This is a genomic window from Mycobacterium sp. 1245852.3 (assembly GCF_001669335.1).
GTDB lineage: Bacteria > Actinomycetota > Actinomycetes > Mycobacteriales > Mycobacteriaceae > Mycobacterium > Mycobacterium europaeum_A.
The window spans coordinates 1-25,760 of record NZ_LZLL01000492.1 but is presented as its reverse complement, the minus strand read 5'-3'; the positions used below and the strand labels follow the sequence as shown (position 1 = coordinate 25,760).

General features: G+C 69.2%; 21 protein-coding genes, 1 tRNA gene and 1 pseudogene. 4 read left to right on the top strand and 19 right to left on the bottom strand.

Features of this window, described 5'->3' with window-relative positions; translation table 11 throughout:
* The first annotated feature begins 121 nt into the window (after positions 1 to 121).
* Both A9W96_RS21870 and A9W96_RS21865 read left to right on the top strand, forming a co-directional pair.
* Positions 122 to 718, top strand: a complete 597-nt coding sequence (locus A9W96_RS21870) for a hypothetical protein (protein ID WP_231999783.1) — start codon at positions 122 to 124, stop codon at positions 716 to 718.
* A 318-nt stretch (positions 719 to 1,036) separates the two neighbouring features.
* Positions 1,037 to 1,567 (top strand): GreA/GreB family elongation factor, encoded by a 531-nt coding sequence (locus A9W96_RS21865; RefSeq protein WP_067142998.1) that lies wholly within the window; start codon positions 1,037 to 1,039, stop codon positions 1,565 to 1,567.
* Between the two features lie 230 nt (positions 1,568 to 1,797).
* Here the strand turns inward: A9W96_RS21865 and A9W96_RS21860 are convergent, their stop codons facing one another.
* The 3 genes from A9W96_RS21860 to A9W96_RS21845 all read right to left on the bottom strand — a co-directional run bounded on the left by A9W96_RS21860 (position 1,798) and on the right by A9W96_RS21845 (position 5,492).
* Positions 1,798 to 3,180: an HNH endonuclease signature motif containing protein gene (locus A9W96_RS21860; RefSeq protein ID WP_067142995.1), complete on the bottom strand. Its 1,383-nt coding sequence runs from the start codon at positions 3,178 to 3,180 to the stop codon at positions 1,798 to 1,800.
* Positions 3,181 to 3,553: 373 nt separating this feature from the next.
* On the bottom strand, positions 3,554 to 4,084 hold the full coding sequence (locus A9W96_RS21850; protein ID WP_066873491.1) for a YbhB/YbcL family Raf kinase inhibitor-like protein: 531 nt from the start codon (positions 4,082 to 4,084) through the stop codon (positions 3,554 to 3,556).
* Between the two features lie 34 nt (positions 4,085 to 4,118).
* Positions 4,119 to 5,492: a M20/M25/M40 family metallo-hydrolase gene (locus tag A9W96_RS21845; RefSeq protein WP_369806919.1), complete on the bottom strand. Its 1,374-nt coding sequence runs from the start codon at positions 5,490 to 5,492 to the stop codon at positions 4,119 to 4,121.
* Between the two features lie 112 nt (positions 5,493 to 5,604).
* Here A9W96_RS21845 and A9W96_RS21840 point away from each other — a divergent pair.
* Positions 5,605 to 5,690: transfer RNA gene (locus A9W96_RS21840), tRNA-Leu, on the top strand.
* Positions 5,691 to 5,958: 268 nt separating this feature from the next.
* Positions 5,959 to 6,636, top strand: a pseudogene (locus A9W96_RS21835) (phosphoribosyltransferase); the annotation flags it as partial.
* Between the two features lie 24 nt (positions 6,637 to 6,660).
* On the opposite strand, the gene A9W96_RS21830 reads toward A9W96_RS21835, so the two are convergent.
* The 16 genes from A9W96_RS21830 to A9W96_RS21755 form a co-directional block, all read right to left on the bottom strand.
* Positions 6,661 to 6,993, bottom strand: coding sequence for a phage holin family protein (locus A9W96_RS21830; RefSeq protein WP_067142990.1), 333 nt, complete (start codon positions 6,991 to 6,993; stop codon positions 6,661 to 6,663).
* 91 nt (positions 6,994 to 7,084) lie between these two features.
* Complete coding sequence (locus A9W96_RS21825) at positions 7,085 to 7,894, bottom strand: DivIVA domain-containing protein (protein WP_066873501.1); 810 nt, start codon at positions 7,892 to 7,894, stop codon at positions 7,085 to 7,087.
* Positions 7,895 to 8,169: 275 nt separating this feature from the next.
* Positions 8,170 to 8,460 carry a YggT family protein gene (locus tag A9W96_RS21820; protein WP_007770770.1) on the bottom strand — a complete coding sequence of 97 codons (291 nt, stop codon included), beginning with the start codon at positions 8,458 to 8,460 and terminating at the stop codon, positions 8,170 to 8,172.
* A 178-nt stretch (positions 8,461 to 8,638) separates the two neighbouring features.
* The gene (locus A9W96_RS21815; protein ID WP_066873504.1) at positions 8,639 to 9,286 is read right to left on the bottom strand and encodes a cell division protein SepF; all 648 of its coding nucleotides are present in this window, start codon (positions 9,284 to 9,286) and stop codon (positions 8,639 to 8,641) included.
* Positions 9,287 to 9,352: 66 nt separating this feature from the next.
* Complete coding sequence (locus tag A9W96_RS21810; RefSeq protein WP_066873525.1) at positions 9,353 to 10,126, bottom strand: YggS family pyridoxal phosphate-dependent enzyme; 774 nt, start codon at positions 10,124 to 10,126, stop codon at positions 9,353 to 9,355.
* Positions 10,127 to 10,131: 5 nt separating this feature from the next.
* Positions 10,132 to 10,839 (bottom strand): peptidoglycan editing factor PgeF, encoded by a 708-nt coding sequence (gene pgeF, locus A9W96_RS21805; RefSeq protein WP_067142987.1) that lies wholly within the window; start codon positions 10,837 to 10,839, stop codon positions 10,132 to 10,134.
* A 78-nt stretch (positions 10,840 to 10,917) separates the two neighbouring features.
* A complete protein-coding gene (gene ftsZ, locus A9W96_RS21800; RefSeq protein WP_067021187.1) occupies positions 10,918 to 12,075 on the bottom strand; it encodes a cell division protein FtsZ in 1,158 nt (385 codons plus the stop codon).
* Positions 12,076 to 12,348: 273 nt separating this feature from the next.
* A complete protein-coding gene (locus tag A9W96_RS21795) occupies positions 12,349 to 13,320 on the bottom strand; it encodes a cell division protein FtsQ/DivIB (RefSeq protein ID WP_067142984.1) in 972 nt (323 codons plus the stop codon).
* Positions 13,317 to 14,801 carry a UDP-N-acetylmuramate--L-alanine ligase gene (murC, locus tag A9W96_RS21790; RefSeq protein WP_067143030.1) on the bottom strand — a complete coding sequence of 495 codons (1,485 nt, stop codon included), beginning with the start codon at positions 14,799 to 14,801 and terminating at the stop codon, positions 13,317 to 13,319. Before murC ends, A9W96_RS21795 begins: the two co-directional genes overlap by 4 nt.
* Complete coding sequence (murG, locus tag A9W96_RS21785; RefSeq protein WP_067021189.1) at positions 14,798 to 16,033, bottom strand: undecaprenyldiphospho-muramoylpentapeptide beta-N-acetylglucosaminyltransferase; 1,236 nt, start codon at positions 16,031 to 16,033, stop codon at positions 14,798 to 14,800. Before murG ends, murC begins: the two co-directional genes overlap by 4 nt.
* Complete coding sequence (ftsW, locus tag A9W96_RS21780) at positions 16,030 to 17,736, bottom strand: putative lipid II flippase FtsW (protein WP_067142982.1); 1,707 nt, start codon at positions 17,734 to 17,736, stop codon at positions 16,030 to 16,032. The genes murG and ftsW overlap by 4 nt, the downstream gene beginning before the upstream one ends.
* Positions 17,737 to 17,743: 7 nt before the next feature.
* Positions 17,744 to 19,228, bottom strand: a complete 1,485-nt coding sequence (gene murD / locus A9W96_RS21775) for a UDP-N-acetylmuramoyl-L-alanine--D-glutamate ligase (protein ID WP_156765361.1) — start codon at positions 19,226 to 19,228, stop codon at positions 17,744 to 17,746.
* Between the two features lie 17 nt (positions 19,229 to 19,245).
* A complete protein-coding gene (mraY, locus tag A9W96_RS21770; protein ID WP_066873412.1) occupies positions 19,246 to 20,325 on the bottom strand; it encodes a phospho-N-acetylmuramoyl-pentapeptide-transferase in 1,080 nt (359 codons plus the stop codon).
* Positions 20,322 to 21,977, bottom strand: coding sequence for a UDP-N-acetylmuramoyl-tripeptide--D-alanyl-D-alanine ligase (gene murF / locus A9W96_RS21765; RefSeq protein ID WP_231999781.1), 1,656 nt, complete (start codon positions 21,975 to 21,977; stop codon positions 20,322 to 20,324). The genes mraY and murF overlap by 4 nt, the downstream gene beginning before the upstream one ends.
* Complete coding sequence (locus A9W96_RS21760; RefSeq protein WP_067142977.1) at positions 21,974 to 23,521, bottom strand: UDP-N-acetylmuramoyl-L-alanyl-D-glutamate--2,6-diaminopimelate ligase; 1,548 nt, start codon at positions 23,519 to 23,521, stop codon at positions 21,974 to 21,976. The genes murF and A9W96_RS21760 overlap by 4 nt, the downstream gene beginning before the upstream one ends.
* 133 nt (positions 23,522 to 23,654) lie before the next feature.
* The gene (locus A9W96_RS21755; RefSeq protein WP_067143026.1) at positions 23,655 to 25,622 is read right to left on the bottom strand and encodes a penicillin-binding protein 2; all 1,968 of its coding nucleotides are present in this window, start codon (positions 25,620 to 25,622) and stop codon (positions 23,655 to 23,657) included.
* Positions 25,623 to 25,760: the final 138 nt, after the last annotated feature.

Below are 25,760 nucleotides of genomic sequence, written 5' to 3'. Positions count from 1 at the left end.
GCCCAGTCAGAGGCCAGGCTTGACTCACGATTGGTTTCCGCCCCCATTCCGCGACCTCAACCCTAGGCCGAACCCTCCGATAGGAAATGCGATGTCCACCCCAGAGCCCGATCATCAACGGATGGCCAACCGCCGACCAGACGATGACGCCGCGATGGAAACATTCACCCTGCCCGTGCCCCGAAGGCTGTTGGCGCGACTGTTTGGTCGTAACCCGCTGATACGCAAGACAGACCGAGTGGAGGCACTGATTCTGGTACTAGCCGTTGCGATGTCGTTGATCGCCGTACCCATCGGTGCCGCCGTGGGCACGGTGGTCCATGATTCTCGAAGCCGTCTCTATGCCGAGCAGGTCCAAACTCGCCGCCCGGTGACCGCGACTGTCACCGGTGAGAGTCAGCGTCGCAACCTTGACAGCCCGACAGTGACGGTTCCCGCTCGATGGTTCGCCGCCGGGACCGAACGCACCGGCGACGTTACCGCGCCGCTGAAAGCCAAAACCGGGGACGAGATCGAGATCTGGGTCGACGACCGGGGCCTTCCGGTGGCAAGACCGCTAAACACCGCCCGCAACGACGCGCTGGTCTTTGCAGTAGCGACCTGGTGGGGGGTGAGCCTCTTGGCAGTCGCCCTGTTCGCCCGCGCGCGCATCACCCTTGACCGACTCCGCTACGCCCGATGGCAGCAGAGCTTCGACCGCCTGGTCGAACGACGATAAGCAGCGCGCTCCACTCTATCTCCGACTCAGCCCCGCGGGGGTTGAGTTTTGGTATTTAGAAGCGCGCTCCCCTGTGGTGTGTTGGGACGCTACCAGCCACAGCGTTGTCGGGGCGTGACAATGCCGCGCACCGCGGTTGTCGGTGTCCGGCAAGCACCCTCGTACCGATGCAGGCACCATGGAATTAGAGCGCTACACGAAAAACTTTGAACCGCATCAAAATCTCGCCCACCACGGGCCTCCGAGTCGTCAGTGGCGGCTGCCCACTTCGGCCCGCCCCTGACGACGCTCCCCTACAAACGAAGGGACACCGCTGAAATGACCAGCTCCGAACCCATCTGGATGACACGACAGCAATACACCCGTCTGCGGAACAGACTCAACGCGTTGCGCTCGGGGCTCATCGTTGAAACTCCCGACGACATAATGGACTTCGACGCGAATCGCGTAGCGCGACAACGACGCATCCGCGAGATTCAAAAGCTGTTGTCCAAGGCGGTCGTTGACGAGAGTCCCGCCGGTGACTCCATGGCCGAACCGGGCATGGTTCTGACCATCCGTTACGACGTCACCGGCGAGACCGAGACTTTTCTGCTCGGCAGACGCGGCAGCGAGGGCGCCAATATCAAGGTCTACTCGATGGCGTCGCCCTTGGGCCGCGCGATAGCCGGCGCGCGTCCCGGCGACCAGCGCATCTACTCAATTCCCGATGAGACGGGGCGGCTGGTGACGCTACTCAAAGCCGTGCCCTATGACATGTATCTGGCGGACGGTAGCCGCGGAAAACCAACCGCATCAACGACGTTCGCATCACAAAGGGCAGCGGCCCGGACTCGCACTACGGCATAACGAGAATGACAAATATGATTAGCACGCAACGTATCCCGCTAGGCGTCGCGATCGCATGATGCCCGGATGTGCTGAACCACGGCCGGTTACACCAGTTCTCGACGCCTCGCTGATCCAGGGATGATCACATGATCTTCGAAGTGATCGACCCGGTCGCAATCATGTTTCTGTTGCTGGCGGGTTTGGGTCTAATCATGGCCGTCGCGTACGGACGTATGTAAGTCGCCGCCTTAAGCCGCCCCCACTGAGTTGTCGTTCTCGCCGTCTTCTCCCTCGCTCAGCAATTCCTCCGGGTGATGGAACGTGTTGGTCCGCGGTTGCCGCCGATCGAGATGCGGCGGGGGTATCCATTCGGTGTCGCCGTTCGCCCGTTTTCGGGTGGTCCAGCCCTTCTCGAGAAGCCGGTGGTGCGGTCCGCAGGCCAAGGTGAGTTGGTCGATGTCGGTGCGGTATGTCTTGGCCCAATCTTCGACGTGGTGCACTTCGCAGTAATAACCGGGCACGTCGCAGTCGGGATGGGAACACCCTCGATCCTTGGCGTACAGCATGATTCGCTGACCCGGTGATGCCAGTCGCTTGGTGTGATACAGCGCCAGCGCCTTGCCCTTGTCGAAGATCGCCAGGTAATGGTGGGCGTGCCGGGCCAGGCGGATCACATCCGACATCGGCAGCAGGGTGCCGCCGCCCGTCAAGCCCGTTCCGGCGGCGGCTTCGAGTTCCCTGAGCGTGGTGGTCACGACGATGCTGGCGGGTAATCCGTTGTGCTGACCCAACTCTCCGCTGGCCAGCGCAGCTCGCAACGCCGCGTTGAGCCCGTCGTGATTGCGCTGACCGGGGGTGCGGGTGTCATGTTGCACAGCCTCTTCCGGCGGGGCGCCGTCCACTATCGGCGTGTCGTCGTCGGGATTGCACATGCCCGGCGCGGCCAGCTTGGCCAGCACCGCCTCCCAGCTGGCTCTGGCTTCGGGCGTCAGCCATCCACTCAGGCGCGACATGCCGTCGGGTTGCTGATTGCCGAGTACGAGCCCGCGCATTCGTGCTCGATCCTCGTCGGTGTAGTTGCCGTCGGGATTGAGGCAGTCCATCAGGCGGCGGGCGAGCTTGGCGAGCTGATCGGGCCGGAATTCGCGCGCCTTGGCTGCCAGCTGCCGCTCGGCGTGCTCACGCGTTTCGATGTCGACGGACTCGGGCAGCTGGTGGAAAAGCCGACGGATCACCGCCACGTGGTCTTGCCCGATCGCCCCGTCGCGCTGGGCCGCCGCAGTGGCCGGCAACGCCGGAGCCAACGGCTCACCCGTCAGCGCCCGGCGGGGGCCCAGATCGGCGGCCTCAGCGATCCGGTGGCCGGCCTCGGCGCGGGTGATGTGCAGCCGATCGGCCAACACCCAGGACAGCTTGCCGCCAAACTCCGTTGAATCCCCTTGCTCACCAAGCTGATTGATGAGCTGATGACTTGGCGTTTGAAGCTTGCGTGTTACGCGTTCGAGTGTCTCCAAGATTCCGAGGCGTTCCGGGTTGGTCAAAGCCTCGTAGGAATGCTCCTGAAAGCGAGCGGCCGCAGCGCACAATGCCTCAACGTCGTCCTGAATCTGCTCGCGGTTGGTCAAAGTCATGGGCGCGTCCCACCCAGCCGTGCGAAAGGGCTTCGCAGCTCATATATGAGGGCATCCAGCCGGCCGATAAAAAACGCGTATCTCTCCAGCGCGTCAACCAGCTCGGCAGGCGTCAGAGCCTCCCAGGAAAGCGCCTGGAAGCGCGAGACGGCCGCGCTCAACGCGTCAACGTCAGCCTGAATCTTTTCCCATGCACTCGAACACATGTTCGAATGCTACGACAGCCCACCGACAAAACGCGCCGCCGCGAAACCACCGGGACGAAACTGGCGACGTGATTTGGGATGCCGGGCGGCCGGAGCGTGCCTCGCGCCGGAGCCCCACCAGCGCCGGGAACCTTCCCGCCCGGAACGCCGTTGGCCGTAACCCGCCCCTACTTCTGTTCGTAGGTGGCGTGGATGACCGCTCGCGCGATGGCGTGCTGGAACAGATTGAACCCGAGGAAGGCTGGGCTGGCGTCCTCGGGCAGATCCAGCTTCTCGGTGTCCACGGCGTGCACGGCGATGTAGTACCGGTGGGGGCCATGGCCCGCCGGCGGCGCGGCCCCGATGTAGCGGCGCTGCCCGGCGTCGTTCACCAGCGTCAGCGCATCGCCGGGCAGGTTGCTGCCGTCGCCGGCGCCCGCGGGCAGCTCGGTGACGTCGGCCGGCAGGTTGGCCACCGCCCAGTGCCAGAACCCGGAGGCCGTCGGGGCGTCGGGGTCGTAGACCGTGACAGCGAAGCTGCGGGTCTCGTCCGGGAAGCCCGACCAGCTCAGCTGGGGGCTGACGTCTTCGCCGCCCGCGCCCATGATTCCGCTGACTTGCGGCTTGGCCAGCGGTTGGCCGTCGGTGACCGACTGGGAGGTCAGCGTGAAGGTCGGCAGCTTGGGCAACGATGCGTACGGGTCGGGAGCAGTGCTCATGGCGGTCCTCTCGTGTGATCGGCTTGCGTCTGATCTAGCAGTGGGTCAGGAAGTGGGCCAGCACGTCGGTGCCGAACCGCAGCGCATCGATGGGTACCCGCTCATCCACGCCGTGGAACAACGCCGTGAAATCCAAGTCCGGCGGCAACCGCAGCGGGCTGAAGCCGAAACAACGAATACCCAAGCGCGCAAACGACTTTGCATCGGTGCCGCCGGAAAGCATATACGGCACGGTACGGGCGCCCGGGTCGAACGCCAGCACGGCGGCGTTCATGGCATCGACGAGGTCGCCGTCGAAGCTGGTCTCATAGGACGACAGATCCTGGATCCACTCGCGCGTCACGTCCGGTCCCAGCAGCTCGTCGACCTCGGCCAAGAACGCCTCCCTGCGGCCCGGCAATATCCGGCAGTCCACCACCGCCTCCGCGACGGCCGGTACGACGTTGGCCTTGTACCCCGCCTTGAGCATGGTGGGGTTCACGGTGTCGTGCAGCACGGCCTTGAGCATGCGGGCCATCGGGCCCAGCTTGTCGATCGCCCCGCGCAGGTCCCCCGATTCGGTGTCGAAGGTGAGGCCGGTCTCCTCGCTGACCGCGGCGAGAAACTGCGCGACGGCGTCGTTCAGCACGAGCGGAAACTGGTGGCGGCCCAGGCGGGCAACGGCCTCGGCGACGGCGGTGACGGCGTTCTGGTCGTGCACCATCGACCCGTGTCCGGCCGGCCCCCGGGCGGTCAGCTTCATCCAGGACAGCCCCTTTTCGGCCGTCTCGATCAGATAGAGCCGACGTTCGCCCCCGTCCTTGCGCGGCACCGTCAGCGAGAAGCCGCCCACCTCACCGATCGCCTCGGTGATGCCGGTGAAGAGCTCCGGGCGATTGTCGACCAGCCACTGCGCGCCGAAGGTCCCGCCGTGTTCTTCGTCGGCGATGAACGCGAAGACCAGGTCACGCGGCGGCACGATGCCCGCCCGCTTCAAGTGGCGGGCCACCACGATCATCATGCCGACCATGTCCTTCATGTCGACCGCGCCGCGACCCCAGACGAAGCCGTCTTTGACCGCGCCGGAGAACGGGTGCACGCTCCATTCGGTCGGCTCGGCCGGCACCACGTCCAGATGCCCGTGAATCAGCAGGGCGCCACGCGAGGAGTCCGCTCCCGGCAGCCGGGCGAACACGTTGCCGCGGCCCGGGGCGCCGGATTCGACGTAGTGCGGCGCGTAGCCGACCTCGGCGAGCTGCTCGGCCACCCACTGCGCGCAGTCGGCCTCTCCCTTGGTCGTCTCCGGTTCGCCGGTGTTGGTGGTGTCGAACCGGATCAACTTGCTGACAACCTCGACCACGTCGTCGCTCGGGTTGGTTGGCCCCTCGGTCGCCCCGCTCTGAATGGTCACAACCACCTTTCCTACCATTGCCGAGGCCGGACGGCTCGATGCCGATCGTCGACACGTCTCGAGGAGCTGGATTGGGTTCGCGGCCCGCGATCCGATAGCCTTAGCTGCCAACCCATGCTGGTTTGGCCTTGTCCGAGTGGCGGAATGGCAGACGCGCTAGCTTGAGGTGCTAGTGCCCTACTAATGGGCGTGGGGGTTCAAGTCCCCCCTCGGACACGCGACTGAGCCGAGCGAAATGGACGCTTGCGTTCATTTCCGAGGATGGAGTGTGTTGAGCCGCGCAGCAGCGCGCACACGCGACTGAGCCGAGTGAAATGGATGCTCGCATTCATTCCTGAGCCGATGGAGTGTGCTGAGCCGCGAAGCGGCGATCACGCCCGTACCTGGTCACGCCGCCTGGGTGGCGCGGTCTCATCTCGCGCATCCTCCCCTTTGCGACCGCACGTAGCCTGGAAGCAGGCCCAGTAGCCGGGAGTGTGAACGCATGAACCGATCGAGTGGCTTTGTCCGGCGGACATCGCCGAAGACGTTCGTCGACCGACGCGAGGCCGGACGCGCGCTGGGACTGCAGCTGGCGGCCTATCGCGGCCGCGGTGACGTGCTGGTATTCGGTCTGGCGCGTGGCGGCGTGCCGGTGGCCTGGGAGATCGCCGCGGCCCTCGGTGCTCCGCTCGACGTCTTTCTGGTCCGCAAGCTCGGGGTGCCGCAGTGGTCGGAGCTGGCGATGGGCGCCTTGGCCAGCGGTGGCGGCGTGGTGATGAACGACGATGTGGTGGCCAGCCTGCACATCACCGACGAGCAGGTCCGCGAGGTGATCGACAGCGAGGCGGCCGAGCTGCTGCGGCGCGAACACGCCTACCGGGGCGGTCGCCCGATGGCCGACCTGCGCGACAGGATCGTCGTCCTGGTTGACGACGGAATCGCAACGGGCGCAAGCATGCTCGCCGCCGTGCGCGCCATCCGGGCCGCCGGGCCGAAATCGATCGTGATCGCCGTGCCGGTGGGTCCGGAGTCGACCTGCCGCGACCTCGCGCGGGAGGCCGATGACGTGGTATGCCTGACGATGCCGCCCGGATTCGAAGCGGTCGGACAGGTCTACGACGACTTCCACCAGATCAGCGACGACGAGGTGCGCGAGCTGCTGGGCACGGCTACCGGCTGATCGCCGAGCCGTCGAGGCAAAGAATTACTTGGCAGGCTCGTCGCCGTGGCCCTCGGCCGGGACCCTGGACTCCTCGGTCGGCGCGGTCTCCCCCGTCGCCGTTTCGCCCTCGCCCGGGACCTCCTCGGGGTAGTCGACGTAGTCCTCCTCGTCGACCTGCGCCTCGTCGGCGTGCTGGGCTTCGTCGCCGCCCAGGTCGCGCCGCTGGCGTTCCCGCAGCGCGTCGAGGATCAACAACACCACGCCCACCACGCTGGCGGCGATGCAGACCCAGGCCACCAGCTCGTTGCTGGTGACGACCGCGAACACCAACGCGACGAGCCCGATCAGGGCCAATACCAGCGCAATGATGAGCATCAGTCATCCTCCAAGCGACGAGCGGGACCGCGGTTTCATGACCTAGTGTGCCAACCCCGAAGCTCGGCGAGCGACCGGCACGCCCGAACGGCTAGTTGTTGCCCCGGTTGAACTGGTCGAAGCTGCCCGCGTCGGCGCTGGAGTCCACGGGTGCCGCGGATCCGCGCTGGCCGAGTTCTTCCAGCTGGGACTCCAGGTAGGTCTTGAGCCGGGTCCGGTACTCGCGTTCGAACGTGCGCAGCTGCTCGAGGCGGCCTTCCAGGACGGTGCGCTGCTGGTTGATGGTGCCCATGATCTCGGAATGCTTGCGTTCGGCGTCGGCCTGCAGGGCGTCGGCCTTCTCCTGGGCCTGCCGCAACTGGGTCTCCGAACGGGTCTGCGCGTCGGCGAGCATCGCGTCGGCGCGCTGCCGGGCCTCGGTGACGGTGGTCTCGGCGGTGCTGCGCGCCTCGCTGAGAATCTGGTCGGCATTGGCGCGGGCGTCGGCCAGCATCTTCTCCGACTCGGCCTTTGCGGTCGTGGTCAGGCGGTCGGCGGTGTCCTGCGCCAGCGTCAGCACCCGAGCGGCCTTCATGGCCTGTTCCTCGTTGTTGGCCGCGGCGGTCGGGGCTGCGGCCGGCGCCGGCTTGACCGGTTCCGGTTCGGGGACCGGCTCGCGCACAGGAATGGCCTGGGTGGGGGCGGCGGCCGCGGCCGGAGTGGCCGAGCCACCGCCGGAGGCCAGCTCGTGGTCCAGCTCCTCGATTCGTTGGCGCAGATCGCTGTTCTCTTCGATGAGCCGCGTCAGCTCGGCTTCCACCAGATCGAGGAAGGCATCCACCTCGTCTTCGTTGTAGCCCCGCTTGCCGATCGGTGGCTTACTGAACGCCACATTGTGGACGTCGGCTGGTGTAAGCGGCATTGTTTCGTCCCCTCAAGTTCCTTCTCGAACGTTCTGGAAAGTGTAGAACGCAGTGGTAGCCGTAGTGCAACTGCCGTCCATCCTGTCACACCAGGCGCGACCGTTGCTGATTAGCCCAATAAATAAGGACCAATTTCAAACATTGAGGGCAATAAAATCCGAAACCTTAGAAATTTTAAATCGGGGGAACCAAACCGACGCTAAAACGTGTCCGAACCGTCTCCGGGGCGGAATGCGTTAGCTCCGACGGTCCGCCCGGCGGGCCTCCGGGCGGCCTATGCGGCGGCGCCGAAGGCCAGTTGCATGCCGATGAACGCGACGAGCAACAGCACCATGATCGACAGGTCGAAGCGGACCGCTCCGATGGTGAGTTGCGGGATGAGCCGGCGCAGCAATTTCACCGGCGGATCGGTGATCGACAGGATGATCTCGAGCACCACGACGGTGATGCCGGTGGGATGCCAATCCCGGCTGAACGAGCGGATGAACTCGACGACGACCCGAGCGATGAGCAGCAGCCAGAAGATGAACAGCGCAAACCCGAGGATCTGAAAGAACAACACCAACTGAAGTGCCCCGACCTTACCCATGAGATGACAAGCGATGCTCAGCGATGGCCAAGCGCCGCGGACCAGCGCGGCGCCTGCCAGCCTACCGACTCCGAGTAAGAGCCCCTATCTCACGTCACCCTTGCGGTGGCTCGGGTGACCGAGCCGCCGCTGCGGATCGGGGCGGCGGATGCGCCTATTGGTAAGCGTAGAAACCGGTTTCGGCGATCCGGCGGCGCTCCTCCGGGGACACGTCGACGTCGGCGGGTGACAGCAGGAACACCTTGGTGGCGACTTTGTCGAACGAGCCGCGCAAGGCGAAGGCCAAGCCGGCCGCGAAGTCGACGAGCCGCTTGGCGTCGGCGTTGTCCATCGACACCAGGTCCATGATCACCGGGGTGCCGTCGCGGAAACGCTCGCCGATGGTGCGGGCCTCGCTGTAGTCCTTGGGCCGCAGCGTGGTGATCTTCGACAGCGGGTGGCCCTCTTCGAACATCATCGCCATCCGGCGCGGGTCCATCGCCAGCGCGCCGCGGGTGGAGTTGCGCAACCACGACCCGAAGCGCGGGCCGCCGCCGCGCTCGGCGCGGTCGAACTCGCGGGGGTGGACGGCGCCGTAGCGCGGCTCGTCCCCGTAGCCGCCGCGGTAGCCGGCGGGCGGCGGGTAGTCGGCGGGTTCGCGGCGCGGATCGTCGTAGTCGTCTTGCTCGTAGCGACCGTATCCGTCGTCAAATCGCGGGCGCGGGAAACCACGGGACGGCGCGTGGTCGTCGTAATACTCGTCCTCGTAGTCGTCCATTGGGGCCATACCGAAATAGGCCTTGACTTTGTGCAGTGTGCTCATTGCGTTGACCCTTCTAGCCCCTGGGAGTACTGGTGTTAGTGATAAAGCTGTTACTGCAGTGACTACTTACGGTGACGGTAACCGCCGCGGGCCCATTAGCGCGGTACCGACACGCACACACGTCGAACCGTGTTTGACGGCGATTTCGAAGTCGTTCGACATGCCGGCGGACAGCCCGACGGCGTTGCGGTGGGATTCGAGAACCCGTCGATGCTCGGATCGGAGCCGGTCAAAGGCCTCTTCGGGGTCCGAGTCCAGCGGCGGAATCCCCATCAGCCCCACCAGGTCCAGGTTCTTGGACTCCTCGACCTGGTCGCACACCTGATCGACGGCTCCCGGCCGGGATATGTCGACGCCACCGCGAGACTCGTCGCCGTCGAGGCTGACTTGGACATAGATCCGCATCGGGTCGGTGCGACGGCCGTCGGAAAGCGCCGCGGCCACCCCCTTGTCCAGCGCGGTCACCAGGTGAGCGCTGTCGACGGAGTGAGCGGTGTGCGCCCAGCGCGCCACCGACCGTGCCTTATTCCGCTGGATGTGACCGACCATGTGCCAGCTTGGATTTCCCACGCCCGCCCGCGCGGACGCCGCCAGCAGCCGGGTGACTTCGGCCACTTTCGCCGTCGCCTCCTGGTCCCGCGATTCGCCGACGGCGCGACAACCCAATCGGGACAAAGTCACAACGTCGGTTGCTGGAAAGTATTTGGTAATCGGCAGAACTTCGATTTCGCCGACGTTGCGGCCCGCCGCTTCCGCTGCGGCGGCCAGGCGCGAGCGCACCGACGCCAACGCGTGGGTCAATTCCGATTCGCGGTCGCTTCGACTATTCGGGGCCGCCATCGCAATCACTCCATCCAGACCAGTGAGGCCAGCCGCCCGGTCGGCGCGTCCCGGCGGTGACTGAACAAGGCCGGGTCGTCCACCGTGCAGCGCGGATCGATGTCGATGGCCGTCACGCCTAAATTCCTTAGCTGCCAAGCTATTCCGGCACGCAGATCCAGCCCGGGCGTGCCCGCCCCGGTGGTGGTCCGGCTGCCCGGCAACGCCGCCTCGACCTCGTCGGCCATCGCCGCGGGCACTTCGTAATTGCGGCCGCTGACCGCCGGACCCAGGAGCGCCGAAATGTCTTCGGGCCGCGCGCCGAGCTCCACCATCGTCTCCACCGTGCGGGCCACCACCCCGCACTGGGCGCCGACCCGACCGGCGTGCACCGCCGCGGCCACACCGGCACGCGCGTCGGCCATCAACACCGGAACGCAATCGGCGGTCACCACCGCCAGCGCGAGACGCGCGGTGCGGGTCACCAATGCATCGGTGTCGTCGACCGCGGTGTCGCGCGCCCCGTCGACCACTTCGACCCGATCGCCGTGGACCTGGTTCATCCACACCACCCGAGCGCCGCGCAGCCCGATGGCCGCGGCCAGCCGGGCGCGGTTGTCGGCCACCGCCGCGGGGTCGTCCCCGACGTGGTCGCCGAGGTTGAAGCTGTCGAAGGGCGGCTTCGAGACACCACCGGCGCGGGTGGTGGTCACCCGTCGAATGCGAACGCTCACGTGACCAGTATCGGAGATGCCCTGTCTAACAGGCGGCCCCGACCGTCGCGGCCGGGGATCCAGGGTCACCGGCATATCTCAGCGACGCATGAAGGGCGGCACGTCGACGTCGTCGTCATCGCCGCCGATATTCAAGGTCGAGCCGTTGGTGTGAACCGGCACGCTGACCGCGTCGACCGGTTCGAACAACGTCGAGGTGAGCTTGCCCGCCTTTGCCGACTCGATCCGGTGCGCACCACCCTTTTCCTCCCTGTCGGCGCTGCCGCCGATGACGGGTTTGCGGCCGGCGCCGGCGGCATCGAAGCCCGCGGCGATGACGGTGACGCGCACCTCGTCGCCCAGCGAGTCGTCGATCACGGTGCCGAAGATGATGTTGGCGTCCTGGTGGGCGGCGTCCTGCACCAGCGAGGCCGCCTCGTTGATCTCGAACAGCCCCAGGTCGCTGCCGCCGGCGATCGACATCAGCACGCCGTGCGCGCCCTCCATCGAGGCTTCCAGCAGCGGCGAGTTGATGGCAATCTCGGCGGCCTTGAGCGAGCGGCCCTCGCCGCGGGCGGAGCCGATACCCATCAGGGCCGTGCCCGCGCCGGACATGATGCCCTTGACGTCGGCGAAGTCCACGTTGATCAGGCCCGGGGTGGTGATCAGGTCGGTGATGCCCTGCACACCGTTGAGCAGCACCTCGTCGGCGCTGCGGAAGGCGTCCATCAGCGAGACCGCGGCGTCGCCCATCTGCAGCAGCCGGTCGTTGGGGATCACGATCAGCGTGTCGCAGCTTTCGCGCAGCGCCGAGATGCCGCTCTCGGCCTGGTTGCCGCGCCGCTTGCCCTCGAACGAGAACGGGCGGGTGACCACGCCGACGGTCAGCGCGCCCAGCTTGCGCGCGATGCTGGCGACGACGGGCGCGCCGCCGGTGCCGGTCCCGCCACCCTCCCCGGCGGTGACGAACACCATGTCCGCGCCGCGCAGCAGCTCCTCGATCTCGTCCTTGGCGTCCTCGGCGGCCTTGCGGCCGACCTCCGGGTCCGCCCCGGCGCCCAGGCCACGCGTGGATTCGCGCCCGACGTCGAGTTTGACGTCGGCATCACTCATCAACAGCGCCTGCGCGTCGGTGTTGATCGCGATGAACTCCACGCCTTTGAGGCCTTGTTCGATCATCCGGTTGACGGCGTTGACGCCGCCGCCACCGATACCCACGACCTTGATGACGGCCAGGTAGTTGTGCGGGGGGGTCATCATTCGTCTTCCTCCCTGATGGGCTTGGCTCAGCTCTGCCGGCGGTGGGCTCCTCCGGACGTCGCGGTCCCTCCCTGGCAAACCCTCAACCTCAACCATAGAGTTAGAGTTATGTCAAGTAGTGGCGCGCAACCAGAACGGTATGGGTAGGGCGCGCCCTAACCCCGCAGGCGCGCCGACACGCGCCCCGCAAATTTTGGGCAATTTTGGTGCGTCGCGGCGGCGTGAGCGCTGCTCGACGGCGGATCGGGGCGGACGACGTGACGAAGATCGCTACTTGACCGTCGGCAGATCCGGGCTGGACACGTCGTAGGTCTTGCCGGGCTGCGTCAACAGCGCGGCCAGCTTCTCGGCCTTCTCGTCGGTGCGGTCGGTAGTGCCCCAGATCACCACCCGGCCGTCGCCGAGGGTCAGGGTGATCGAGGCGACCGAGGGCGCCGCGATCCGGCCGACCTGGCCTCCGACCTCGGGCCGCAGCGCGGTCAGCACCTGCAGGGCGGCCTTGGTGGCCGGGTCGTTCGGACCCGGGTCGGCGACGTCGAGGTACGGCAGGGCCGGGGGCGGCGGGCCGGTCGCGAAGTCCACGCCGTCGCGGTCGAACAGATGCGGGCCGTCGGGAAAGTCCTTGACCGCCACCGGAACTCGCTCCACGATGGTGATCCGCAGCGCCGACGGGTACTGGCGCTGCACCCGCGCGCTGGCCACCCGCCGGATCGCCGCCACCCGGTCGGCCACCTGGCTGGTGTTGATCTGCAGCAGCGGCGTTCCGGGCCGCACGTGCGCCGCCTCCAGGACCTCTTCCCGGGTGACCACCCCGGTGCCGACGACCACGATGTTGCGGGCCGACATCGCCGGCGTGAAGTAGAGGATCAAGGCCAGCCCGATGCCGACGACCACCAGCAGGATGGTCGCCAGCAGCATCTTCAGGCCCCGAACGACCCCGCGCGCAACGGGTTTGGGCTCGGTGACCAGCCGCCCGCTGGCCCGGCGCTTGGCCTCGCGGCGCGCCTCTTCGATGGCGGTGGCGCGGGCCTGCGCGGCGCGGCGTTCGGCGCGTTCCCGGCGGGCACGCCGGCGTGGCCCCTCGACATCGGCCTGATCGGGCTGGGGGCCGGCGTCACCCCGCTCCGCGCCTGTACCGGTGACGAGCGGTTCGGTGACCGCGATGTCGTCGGCGCCGGACGGCTGACCGGCGGCCCGTGCCCCGGCCACGTCGGTAGGGACCGGGTCGTCCGGCTCCGTCATCGCAACGCCCCGGGGGCGCCGCGGTTGGCCCGCACCCGCAACGCCGTCACGATCTCGGGCCCGAGCAGGGTCACGTCGCCGGCTCCCATGGTCACGATGACGTCGCCGGGCGCGGCGACCGCGGCCACCTGCTCGGCGGCCGCGGAGAAGTGCGGCAGGTAGCGCACCGGCACGCTGACATGCTCGGCGACACTGGCGCCGCTGACACCGGCCAGCGGCTGTTCGCGCGCGCCGTAGACGTCGAGAACGAACACCTGGTCCGCCGCGTCCAGCGCCCGCCCGAACTCTTCGGCGAAAGCCTTTGTCCGCGAATACAAATGGGGTTGGAACACCGCGATACTGCGGCCGTCACCGCTTTGCTCGAGCAGGGTGCGGACCGCCCCCAGCGTGGCGACGATCTCGGTGGGGTGGTGGGCGTAGTCGTCGAACACCCGCACCGAGGCCGCGCTGCCCACCAGTTCAAACCGGCGGCGCACGCCCTCGAAGCCGGCCAGGCCGTCCAGCACGGCGTCGGCCGGGGCGCCGATCTCGAGCGCCGCCAGCAGCGCACCCATCGCGTTGAGCGCCATGTGGCGGCCGGGCACCGACAACCGCATCACCCGCGGGTGCTGCTCCGGGTCGAGTTCGGGGGCCAGCCGGATCTGCGCGACGGCCTCGGTGCCCTGCTGCTGCCACGAGAGCAACGTCGCGGCCAGCTCCTCGCCCGGGCGCGATGACCCGTCCTGCGACACCGATCCGTACCGCAGCACCCGGATGCCCAGCTCGGCCGTGCGTCTGGCCAGCGCCTGTGCCCCCGGATCGTCGACGCACACCACCAGCGCGCCGCCGGGGGCCAGTCGCTCCACGAAGGCGTCGAACACGGCGACATAGGCGTCGGCGCTGCCGTAGAAGTCCAGGTGGTCGGTCTCGATGTTGGTGACGACGGCGACGTTGGGCGTGTACTCGAGCAGCGAGCCGTCGCTTTCGTCGGCCTCGGCGACGAAGCAGTCGCCGCTGCCGTGGTGGGCGTTGGTGCCGGCCTCCCCCATCTCGCCGCCGACCGCGAAGGACGGATCGCGTCCGCAGTGCTGCAGCGCCACGATGAGCATCGACGTCGTCGTCGTCTTGCCGTGCGTGCCGGTGACCATCAGCGTGGTGCGCCCGTCCATCAGCTTGGCCAGCACGGCCGGCCGCAGGATCACCGGGATGCCGCGCCGGCGGGCCTCGACCAGCTCCGGGTTGGTCTTCGGGATGGCGGCGTGGGTGGTGATGACGGCGGTGACGCCGCCGGGCAACAGGTCCAGTGCGGCGGCGTCATGCCCGATGTTGATCTGCGCGCCGCGGGCGCGCAGCGCGTGGATGCCGCGTGACTCCTTGGCGTCCGAACCGGATACCAGCCCGCCGCGGTCGAGCAGGATGCGCGCGATGCCCGACATGCCGGCTCCCCCGATGCCGACCATGTGCACGCGCTGCAGCTCGGGCGGCAGCTGCGGGGTGTTCACCGGGTTCTCCCGGCCCACCGGCCACTCTGGCGGCCGAGCTGCGCCTTCCTGGCGATGTCCAGCGCCGCCTGGGCCACCCGCCGGGCCGCGTCGGGGTGTCCGACCAGCGCGGCGGCGGTGGTCATGGCCGCCAGTCGCGGCGGGTCGCCTAGGAGCCCCGCCACCTCGCGGGCCACCAGCTCGGGCGTCAGGTCGGCGTCCGCGACGATCATGCCACCACCGGCGTTGACCACCGGCAGCGCGTTGAGCCGCTGCTCGCCGTTGCCGATGGGCAGGGGCACGTAGATGGCCGGCAGGCCGACCGCCGACACCTCGGCGACCGTCATCGCACCGGATCGGCAGATCACCAGGTCAGCGGCCGAATAGGCCAGGTCCATCCGGTCCAGGTAGGGCACCGCCACGTAGGGCGGGTCACCGGGGTCGGGTTCGCGCAACTCCAGCGTGTTCTTGGGGCCGTGCGCATGGAGGACCGCCACGCCGGCGGCGGCGAGCTCGGCGGCCGCGCCCGAAACGGCCCGGTTCAGCGAGGCCGCGCCCTGCGAGCCGCCGAACACCAGCAGCACCCGGGCGTCGTCGGCGAAGCCGAAGTGCCTGCGCGCCTGCGCACGCAGCGCCGCGCGGTCCAGCGAGGTGATGGCCTCGCGCACCGGCACCCCGACCACCTCGGCGCGCGGCAGGCCGCAATCGGCCACCGCGGACAGCACCCGCTCGGCGCTGCGGGCGCCGACCCGGTTGGCCAGCCCGGCGCTGGCATTGGCCTCGTGGATCACCACCGGGATCCGCGGCGTGCGCGGCGAGACACCGCGGGCGGCGAGATAGGCCGGCAGGGCCACGTATCCCCCGAAGCCGATGATCACGTCGGCGTCGACCGCCCTGAGCACGGCGCGGGTCTCGCGAACGGCCCGCCACACCCGCGAGGGCAGCCGCGCCAGGTCGCCGCTGGGCTTGCGCGGCAGCGGCACCGGCGTGATTAGCTCGAGGTCATAGCCGCGCTCGGGCACCAGCCTGGTTTCCAGCCCGCGCGCGGTGCCCAGCGCGGTGATGCGGACGTGCGGATCGAGCGCGCTCAGCGCGTCCGCGACGGCCATCGCCGGCTCGACGTGACCGGCGGTTCCCCCACCGGCCAGCACGACCGACAGGGGCTTTTCGGGCGTAAAAGAGGGCAACGCGGCACCGGCGGGCAAGGGGTTTGCCCCCCGCCCGCCGGTCGGCTTGTTGACCGTGTCGTTCACCCGTAACGCTGACCTTCCAGTGCGCGTGCGCGTCGTGGCTGACGCTGGCCTGCCGCCTGGCTGACGCGGCGCTGGCCAGATCCATGATGCCTGGCCCGCGATCGGGCGGTACCTCCAGTCTGGCGAGCCGGCCGGCCGGCCGTTCGCGGCAGCGCCGGCCGCTGCGGACCCTCTACCTTCGGGGAGGCCTTGCGGGCGGGCTTGCGGCCGGGCGCCCCGGCGGCCTTGCGTGGGGCTTCGCCCGATTGCGAGGCGGCCTTCGGGCGGGCCCGCTTGCGGTCGCGGAACGCCTCCAGGCGCGTCGGCGAGTAGGGCTCGGGCAGCGGCAGCCGCAGGATCCGGTTCACCTTGTCGTCGCGACCGGCCCGCAGGGCGGCCACCGCTTCCGGCTCGTGACGGGCAGCGTTGGCCATGATGCCGATCATGAAAAGTGTTGCCGCGGTGGACGTTCCACCGGCGGAAATGAGTGGCAGCTGAATGCCGGTCACCGGCAGGATGCCGATGACGTAGCCGATGTTGATGAACGCCTGCCCCAGCACCCACATCGTCGTGGTGGCCGTCAGCAGCCGCAGGAACGGATCGGCCGAGCGGCGCGCGATCCGCATCCCGGTGTAGGCGAACAGCCCGAACAGCACCAGCAGCGCGAAGGCGCCGATGAAGCCGAGCTCCTCGCCGATGATCGCGAAGATGAAGTCGTTGTGCGCGTTGGGCAGGTAGTTCCACTTGGCCACGCCCTGGCCCAGGCCGTCGCCGAAGATGCCGCCGTGCGCGAGCGCGAACTTCGCCTGCCGGGCCTGGTAGCCGGTGTCCTGCGGGTCGTTCTCCGGGTTGATCCAGGACCGTACCCGGTCCGACCGGTAGCCGGCCGACATGGCCAGGATCGCGCCGGCCACGAACACGGCCAGCAACGAGGTGACGAACACGCGCAGCGGCAGGCCGGCGTACCACAACAGGGCCAGCAGGATGATGCCCAGCGACACCGTCTGCCCGAGGTCGGGCTGCGCCACGATCAGCGCGAGCGCGATCACCGCCGCCGGCACCAGGGGGATCAGCAATTCCCGCAGGGTCGCCCGCTCCAGGCGGCGGGCGGCCAGCATGTGGGCGCCCCAGATGGCGAAGGCGATCTTGGCCAGCTCGGAGGGCTGCATCGAGAAACCCGCGACCACGAACCATTTACGAGATCCGTTGGCCAGGTTGCCGATACCCGGAACGAGCACCAGCACCAGCAGAATGACGGTGACGACGTAACCGGTGAATGCGACCCGCCGGATGAACCGCACCGACATCCGCAGGGAGGCGTAGCAGGCGATGAGCCCGACCACGGTCCACAACACCTGCTTGCCGAAGATCACCCAGGCCGACCCGTCGGCGTCGTAGGACCGCACGCCCGACGCCGAGAGCACCATGATCAGCCCGAGCGTCGTCAGTAGCCCCGCCACGGCGATGATCAGGTGAAACGACGTCATGGGCCGGCCCAGCCAGGCGCCGAACCTGCCGTGCGCACCGCCGTCTTTGGCGGGCTTGTCCTTCGTCTGCGGCGCGTCGGCCTTCTTGTCGGCCTTCCTGTCGGCCTTCTTGTCGGTCTCGGCTGCCGGGGCGTCGGCGGCATCGGCGTCGGCATCGTCGGCCGCACCGGCCTCGGCCGCGGCCGTCTCGGTGGTGTCTTTACCCCGGCGCAGCCGCCGGGTCAGTGCGTTATCCACGCCCGCCCTACCGGAGCGCCGCATGCACGGCGGCGGCGAAGGCGTCGCCACGGTCGGCGTAACCCGCGAATTGGTCGAACGATGCGCCCGCCGGAGCCAGCAGGACGGTGTCACCGGGCTTGGCTACGGTACGAGCCGCGGCGACCGCCGCGTTCATGACCGCCGTGCCCACGTTGCCGGAATGTTTCTGCTCCCCGGAATGTTGCTTGTCGCCGAATTGTTTCACTTCTGTCACATCTGCCCCAAAAACCACAGCAGTCGCATCCATATCAGCATCCTCGCCTGTCACAACGTGCAGGACGGGGACATCCGGCGCGTGTCGCGATAACGCCTCTGCAACCAATTGCCGATCTCGGCCGATGAGCACCGCCGCGACCAGCCGCGACGCCATCCTGGAGACCTCGGCGTCGACCGACGCGCCCTTGAGCAGGCCGCCGGCGATCCACACGACCCGGGGGTAGGCGAGCACGGACGCCTCGGCGGCGTGCGGGTTGGTGGCCTTGGAGTCGTCGACGTAGGTGATTCCGTCGGCGACGGCCACGACCTCGGCCCGGTGCCGGCCGACCCGGAACGCGGCGATCGCGGCCGCGATCGCCTCGGCCGGCACGTCGACGCTGCGCGCCAGCGCCGCGGCGGCCAGCGCGTCGAGCACCCCGACCGGCCCCGGCACCGGGATGGAGTCGACCGGGAGCAGCGCCAGGTCGTCGGCGAACGCGCGGTCCACCAGGTGGCCGTCGCGCACGCCCAGCTCCCCCGCGGCCGGTTCACCCAGCCGGAAGCCGACGCGCACCGGCGCCGCGGCGGTGTCCAGCAGCGCCGCCGCCCGGCGGTCGTCCAGGCCCACCACCGCCACCCGGCCGTCGAGCACCCGGGCCTTCGTCGCGGCGTAGGCGGCCATGCTGCCGTGCCAGTCGAGGTGGTCCTCGGCGATGTTGAGCACCGCGCCGGCCTCGGGCTTCAGCGAAGGCGCCCAATGCAATTGGAAGCTGGACAGCTCGACGGCCAGCACCTCGGCGGGTTGCTCCAGGACGTCGAGCACCGGGTCGCCGATGTTGCCGCACAGCAGGCTGCGCCGCCCGCCGGCGCTCAGCATGGCGTGCAGCATCGACGTCGTGGTCGTTTTGCCGTTGGTCCCGGTGACCACCAGCCAGCGCCGCGGCGGCCCGTACCGGCCCGCGGCGTCGAGCCGCCAGGCCAGCTCCACGTCGCCCCAGATCGGCACCCCGGCGGCCGCGGCGGCCACCAGCAGCGGCGTCGTCGGCGAGAAGCCGGGACTGGTGACCACCAGCGCGAAGCGGGAGATCTGCTCGGTGGCCGTCGCGGTGGACGCGGTCGCCACGCCGGCGTCGGCGTAGCCGCGCAGCGTGGCCGGGTCGTCGTCGCACACCGTGGGCACCGCGCCGAACCGGGTCAGCACCGCCAGCGCGGCCCTGCCCGTGACCCGGCCGCCGGCGACCAGCACCGGCGCGCCCGGCGCCAGGGGGTCTTGCACTGGATCAGAGCCGCTCATCAGGCACCGATCGCGCCCAGCCACTCACCGTAGAACAGGGCCACGCCCAGGCCGCAGGCGATCGCGGTGAGCAGCCAGAAGCGGATGATGACCGTGGTTTCGGCCCAGCCGGCCAGTTCGAAATGGTGATGAAAGGGTGCCATCCGGAACACCCGGCGCCCGGTGGTCCGAAAGGTCAGGATCTGCAACACGACCGAGCTGACCTCGGCGACGAACAGCGAACCCAGCACGACGGCGAGGATCTCGGTGCGGCTGGTCACCGAGATACCCGCGATGATGCCGCCCAACGCCAGCGATCCGGTGTCGCCCATGAAGATCTTGGCGGGCGCGGCGTTCCACCACAGAAAGCCGATGCAGGCGCCCGCGGTGGCGGCCGCGACCAGCGCCAGGTCCAGCGGATCGCGCACGTTGTAGCAACCCAGCCCAGGCGCCGTGACGCAGGCGTTGCGGTACTGCCAGAAGGTGATCAGCACGTAGGCGGCGGTGACCATCGCCATGCAACCGGCGGCCAGCCCGTCCAGGCCGTCGGTGAAGTTCACCGCGTTGGACCACGCGCTGACGACGACCACGCAGAACAACACGAACAGCCCCGGCGCCAGGGTGACGGTGGCGATCTCGCGCACGTAGGACAGGTCGGCGCTGGCCGGCGTCAGGCCGTTGTTATTGCGGAACCGCAGCGCCAGCACGCCGAACAGCACCGCGGCGGCGACCTGCCCGATCGTCTTGGCGGTCTTGTTCAGGCCGAGGTTGCGCGACCGGCGGATTTTGATCAGGTCGTCGAGGAATCCGACGACGCCGAGCACGGTGGCCAGCCCGAGCACCAGCAGGCCCGACACGGTGATGCCTTCACCGTCGAAGGCCATCCCGGCCAGGTGGGTGCCCAAATAGCCCGCCCAGATGCCGGCCAGGATCGCCACGCCGCCCATCGACGGCGTGCCCCGTTTGGCGTGGTGGGTGGGCGGGCCGTCCTCGCGGGTGTGGTGGCCGAATCCCTGCCGGGTGAACAACCGGATCAGGGCCGGGGTCAACAGGATCGACACGGTCAGCGCGACGGCCACCGCGATCAGGATCTGCCTCATGCGCGCGTCCCGCGGTCGTCCGAGCCTTCTGCTGGTGACGACCCGCTTCGCCCGGCTTCGCCGCCCTCGCGATCGTCACGGCTCGATGGTGACGACCCGCTTCGCCCGGCTTCGCCGCCCTCGCGATCGTCACGGGCCAGCGCGTCCGCCAGCGCGCCCAGCCCGGCCGAGTTCGACGCCTTCACCAGCACCACGTCGCCGGGTTGCAGCTCGGCTCGCAGCAACTCCAGGGCGGCGTCGCTGTCGGCGACGTTGACGGCGCCCTTATCGGCGGCGCCCCAGGAACCCTCCATGACCGCTCCGTGGTGCATGGCGCTCATCGACCTCCCACTTCCCACGACAACGAGTCGAGACACATCTAAGCGCACGGCCAGCCGGCCGACGCGATCGTGCTCGAGGATGGCGTCCTCGCCGAGCTCGGCCATCTCGCCGAGCACCGCCCAGCTCCTGCGCTTTTCGGCGGGGCCGCCCTCGCCCCCGCCGTGGGCGATCCACGCCAGCGCCTGCAACCCGGCCCGCATGGAATCGGGGTTGGCGTTGTAGGCATCGTCGATCACGGTAACGCCGTCGGCGCGGGTGGTGACGTGCATCCGGTGCCGCGACACCGGGCCCGCCCCGGCCAGGGCGGCGGCCACCTGTTCGAGGTCGGCGCCGCATTCCAGGGCGACCGCGGCCGCGCTCAGCGCGTTGCCGACCTGGTGATCGCCGTAGACGCCGAGCTGCACCGGCACCTGCGCCACCCCGGCGGCGTCGCGCCGGTGCAGCGTGAACCGCGGCCTGGCCAGCTCGTCGAGCGACACCGGCCCGGCCCACAGGTCGCTGGGGCTCCCGTTGGTGTGCTCATCGCGGCTGACCCGGACCACCCGGGCCGCGGTCACGTCGGCCATGGCCGCCACGGCCGGATCGTCGGCGTTCAGGATCACCACGCCGGAAGCTGGAACAGATTGTGGCAGTTCGGATTTCGTTTGGGCAATGGCCTCGCGCGAGCCGAACTCGCCGAGGTGAGCGGTGCCGACGTTGAGCACGACGCCGATGGAGGGCGTGGCGATGTCGGCCAGCGCGGCGATGTTACCGGGGTGGCGGGCCGACATCTCGAGAACCAAATAGTCGGTGTCGGACGTCGCGCGCAGCACCGTCCAGGGGTGGCCCAGCTCGTTGTTGAAGGACCCGGGCGGGGCCACCACCTGACCCAGCGGCGCCAGCACGGCGGCCACCAGGTCCTTGGTCGAGGTCTTTCCCGACGACCCGGTGATGCCGACGATCGTCAGCCCGCCCGCCACCAGTTCGGCGGCCACCGCCTTGGCCAGCCTGGCCAGCGCGGCCAGCACCGCGGCACCCGAGCCGTCCGGGTCGTGCTCGAGGACCCCGGCCCGCGATCCCGAAACCCCCGCGGGTGCGACGACGATGGCGGGGACCCCGACCGGCCGCGCGGCCAGCACCGCGACCGCGCCGGCCGCCACCGCCGAGGCCGCATGGTCGTGCCCGTCCGAGCGTGCGCCGGGCAGCGCCAGGAACAGCCCGCCGGGCCCGACGGCACGCGAGTCGAACTCCACCGTCCCGGTGACGTGGCGGTGCGCGGCGTCCTCGGGCGAGATGTCGGACAGGGTGCCCCCGACGATGTCGGCGATCTGGGCGACGGTCAGGTCGATCATGCGCGATCCTCCAACGCCCGCGCCAACTCGACGCGGTCGTCGAAGGGGCGGACCACGTCACCGGCGCGCTGCCCGGTTTCGTGGCCCTTGCCGGCGATCAGCACCACGTCGCCGGGCCTGGCCCAGCCGACCGCGTGCCGGATCGCCTCGCGCCGGTCGGCGATCTCGACAACTTCTGTCGCGCAGCCACTTTCGGTCACCCCGGCCAGGATCTCCCGGCGAATCGCCGACGGGTCTTCGCCGCGCGGATTGTCGTCGGTGACGACCACCAGATCGGCCAGCTCGGCGGCCGTCGCGCCCATCGGCGCCCGCTTGCCCGGGTCGCGCTCGCCGCCGGCGCCGAACACCACCGCCACCCGGCGACCCGGACGCGCCAGCGTGCTCAGCACCGCGCGCAGAGCGCCTGGCTTGTGGGCGTAGTCGACCAGCGCCAAAAACTCCTGGCCGGCGTCGATCTGTTCCATGCGCCCCGGCACGCGGGTCTGCCGCAGCCCCGGCGCCGCCTGCTCCGGCGTCACCCCGACCGCATCCAGAAGGGCCAGCGCCACAAGGCAATTGGCGATGTTGTAGTGGCCGGGCAGCGGGACCCCGACCTGGTGCCGCGCGCCGGCGGGGTCGATGACGGAGAACTGTTGTCCCCCGGCGCCCAACGGGGCGACGTCGACGGCGCGCCAATTCGCCGGCCGGCCCTCGGCGCTGACGGTGACGGCGTCGCCGGCTCGATCCGCCATGGCCCGCCCGGCCTCGTCGTCGACGCACACCACCGCGCGGCGCGCCCGCAGCGGCGAATTCGGCTCGAACAACAGGGCTTTGGTGTTGAAGTAGTCTTCCATGGTCGGGTGAAAGTCGAGGTGATCGCGGGACAGGTTGGTGAAACCGCCTACCGCGAAACCGGTTCCGTCCACCCGGCCCAGCGCCAGCGCGTGGCTGGAGACCTCCATGACCACGGTGTCGACACCCTGCTCGGCCATGGCCGCCAGCATCGCCTGCAGCGCGGGCGCCTCCGGGGTGGTCAGCGCGCTGGGGATGTCGGCGCCGTCGATGCGAATGCCGATGGTGCCGATCAGCCCGCACCTGCGCCCGGCGGCCCGCAGGCCGGATTCGACCAGGTAGGTGGTGGTGGTCTTGCCGGAGGTGCCGGTGATGCCGATAACGGCCAGCCGCTGCGACGGGTTCCCGTACACCGTGGCGGCCAGGCCGCCGAGCACGCCGCGGGGGTCGGGGTGCACCAGCGTCGGCACGGGCGGGGCGCCGGCGGCGCTCATCTCCGCGACCCCGGCGGCATCGGTGAGCACGGCGATCGCGCCGCGTTCGATCGCCTCCGCGGCATAGCGGGCCCCGTGCGTGGTCAGGCCGGGCAACGCGGCGAACAGGTCACCGGGCAGCACGTCCTGGGCGCGCAGCGTCACGCCGGTGATCGCCACGTCGGGCACGACGGCGCCCTGACCTGCGACGTCGGCCGGGACCGCTCCCACCTGCTCGGCGAGCGCGGGCAACCGCACGCCGGCGACGGCGCTGGGGCGTAACCCAGTGGGCAGCACCACTTCTTCTCACACCTCCCTCCGACGCCGCGCGATCCTCATGATCGGCCATGACACCCTACCTAGCCGCAACCGGCCACGAGGCGATGCGCGCGCCGACGGAAGGTCCGGCTCGGCCCTGGCGAGGTCGCTAGGGCTAGGTGGCCTGCAGCGTCAGCGGCGGCCCGGGGTCGGGCGACAGCGGCACGTTCTCGCGCTGCATCAGCCAGCCGGCGATGTTGTGGAACAGCGGGGCCGCCGAGTGGCCCGGCGTCCCGTCGGCGTTGCGCTCGGGGTTGTCCATCATGATGCCGATGACGTACCGGGGATTGTCGACGGTCGCCATCCCCGCGAACGTGATCCAGTAGACGTTGTCGAAGTAGCAGCCGCAGGCCGGGTTGATCTGCTGGGCGGTACCCGTCTTGCCGGCCATCTGGTAGCCCGTCACCGCGCCGGCGGAACCGGTGCCCTGCTGGTAGCCCATCGGGTCCTTTTGCACGACGGCGCGCAGCATGTTGCGCACGGTCTGCGCCGTCTGCGGCGACACCACCCGCACGCCGTCCGGACGCGGCTCCTCGGTGCGGGTGCCGTCGGGGGCGATGGTGGCCTTGATGATTCGCGGCGGTATCCGCAATCCATCGTTGGCGATCGCCTGGTACATGCCGGTCATCTGCAGCAGCGTCATCGAAAGACCTTGGCCGATGGGCAGGTTCGAGAAGGTGCTGCCCGACCACTGGTCGATCGGCGGCACCAGCCCGGCGCTCTCACCCGGCAGGCCCACGTTGGTGCGCTGGCCCAGACCGAATTTGCGGACCATGTCGTAGAAGCGATCCGGGCCGACGCGCTGTGCGAGCATCAAAGTGCCGACGTTGGAGGACTTTCCGAACACACCGGTGGTGGTGTAGGGCATCACGCCGTGGTCCCATGCGTCGTGGATGGACACTCCGCCCATCTGGAGGGTGCCGGGGACCTGAAGCACCTCATCGGGATTGGACAGGCCGTACTCGATGACCGACGAGGCGGTGATCACCTTGTTCACCGAGCCGGGCTCGAACGGCGAGGACACGGCCAGGTTGCCCAGCTGTTTGTCGCCTTGGCGCCCGATGTCCTGCGAGGGGTCGAACGTGTTGTCGTTGGCCATGGCCAGCACTTCGCCGGTCTTGGCGTCCAGCACGACGGCCGAAACATTGTGCGCGCCAGAGACATTCTTGGCCTGCTGGACCTGCTGCTGGACGTAGAACTGGATGTCGTCGTCGAGGGTCAGCTGGACCATCGAGCCGTTGACCGCCCGGTGCCGGTTGCGGTAGCTGCCGGGGATGACCACGCCGTCGGATCCGCGGTCATAGGTGACCGCGCCGTCGGTGCCCGACAGCACCGAATCCATGGCCTCTTCCAGCCCCAGCAGGCCGTGCCCGTCCCAGTCGATGCCGCCGACGATGTTGGCCGCCAGCGATCCGCCCGGATACTGGCGCAGATCCTGGCGCTCGGAACCGACCTCGGGGTACTTGTCCGAGATCGCGCTGGCGACAGCGGGATCGACGGCGCGCGCCAGATAGACGAAGTTGTCGTCGGTCTGCAGCTTCTTCAACACGGTCGCCGAGTCCGGCTTGTTGCCCAGGCGGCTGGAGACCTCCTTGGCGATGTCGCGCAACCGCTGCTGCGGATCGGGAGCGGTCGAGTTCTTGGCTTTGGCCTCCTCGAGCTGCTTACGAATCCGTTTCGGCTGAAACGTCAGCGCACGCGATTCGATGGTGAAGGCAAGCTGGTCTTTGCGACGGTCGATGATGCTGCCGCGCACCGCCTTTTCCACATCGGTGACCTTGAGCTGGCCGGCGGCCTGGGCCCGCAGCGACGGGGCGTTGGTCACCTGCAGGACGAACAGCTGGGCGGCCGCCACCAGCATCAGCACCAGGATGACCACGTTGCCCGCGCGGTGCCGGAAGACGAACGACCCGCCGCGGCTGGTCAATTGCACGATCTGACGGGTGCGGCGCTCCCGCGCCGAGTGCCCCGCCGCCACCGCCTCGGGCCGCTGCGCGGCCCCGGCGCCCTTGGCCTGCTTGGCTTTCCGGAATCGCTTCGGCTCCCGAACGTCGCGGCCGGTGTCGGCCTGCTGCGGTTTCAGGCGGCGCTTGGGTTGCCGGACGCCCTTGCCCGCCAAGTCCTTACGGGGACCACGCGTCGGGCGCGCCGGCTCAACCGGCGGTCCCCGCCGCCCCGGTCAACGGCCTGCCCGGGCCCGCGGCCGGCGCGGCGCCAGGTG

Excerpts from the sequence above, each read along its gene's own strand:
- A9W96_RS21810 (WP_066873525.1), bottom strand. The coding sequence starts at position 10,126 with ATGGCGGCCCCGAATAGTCGAAGCGACCGCGAATCGGAATTGACCCAC.
- A9W96_RS21845 (WP_369806919.1), bottom strand. The coding sequence starts at position 5,492 with ATGGTAGGAAAGGTGGTTGTGACCATTCAGAGCGGGGCGACCGAGGGG.
- A9W96_RS21830 (WP_067142990.1), bottom strand. The coding sequence starts at position 6,993 with ATGCTCATCATTGCGCTGGTATTGGCCCTGATCGGGCTCGTCGCGTTG.
- A9W96_RS21870 (WP_231999783.1), top strand. The coding sequence starts at position 122 with ATGGCCAACCGCCGACCAGACGATGACGCCGCGATGGAAACATTCACC.
- mraY (WP_066873412.1), bottom strand. The coding sequence starts at position 20,325 with ATGAGGCAGATCCTGATCGCGGTGGCCGTCGCGCTGACCGTGTCGATC.
- A9W96_RS21815 (WP_066873504.1), bottom strand. The coding sequence starts at position 9,286 with ATGAGCACACTGCACAAAGTCAAGGCCTATTTCGGTATGGCCCCAATG.
- ftsZ (WP_067021187.1), bottom strand. The coding sequence starts at position 12,075 with ATGACCCCCCCGCACAACTACCTGGCCGTCATCAAGGTCGTGGGTATC.
- A9W96_RS21850 (WP_066873491.1), bottom strand. The coding sequence starts at position 4,084 with ATGAGCACTGCTCCCGACCCGTACGCATCGTTGCCCAAGCTGCCGACC.
- A9W96_RS21825 (WP_066873501.1), bottom strand. The coding sequence starts at position 7,894 with ATGCCGCTTACACCAGCCGACGTCCACAATGTGGCGTTCAGTAAGCCA.
- murF (WP_231999781.1), bottom strand. The coding sequence starts at position 21,977 with ATGATCGACCTGACCGTCGCCCAGATCGCCGACATCGTCGGGGGCACC.
- A9W96_RS21860 (WP_067142995.1), bottom strand. The coding sequence starts at position 3,180 with ATGACTTTGACCAACCGCGAGCAGATTCAGGACGACGTTGAGGCATTG.
- A9W96_RS21865 (WP_067142998.1), top strand. The coding sequence starts at position 1,037 with ATGACCAGCTCCGAACCCATCTGGATGACACGACAGCAATACACCCGT.
- A9W96_RS21795 (WP_067142984.1), bottom strand. The coding sequence starts at position 13,320 with ATGACGGAGCCGGACGACCCGGTCCCTACCGACGTGGCCGGGGCACGG.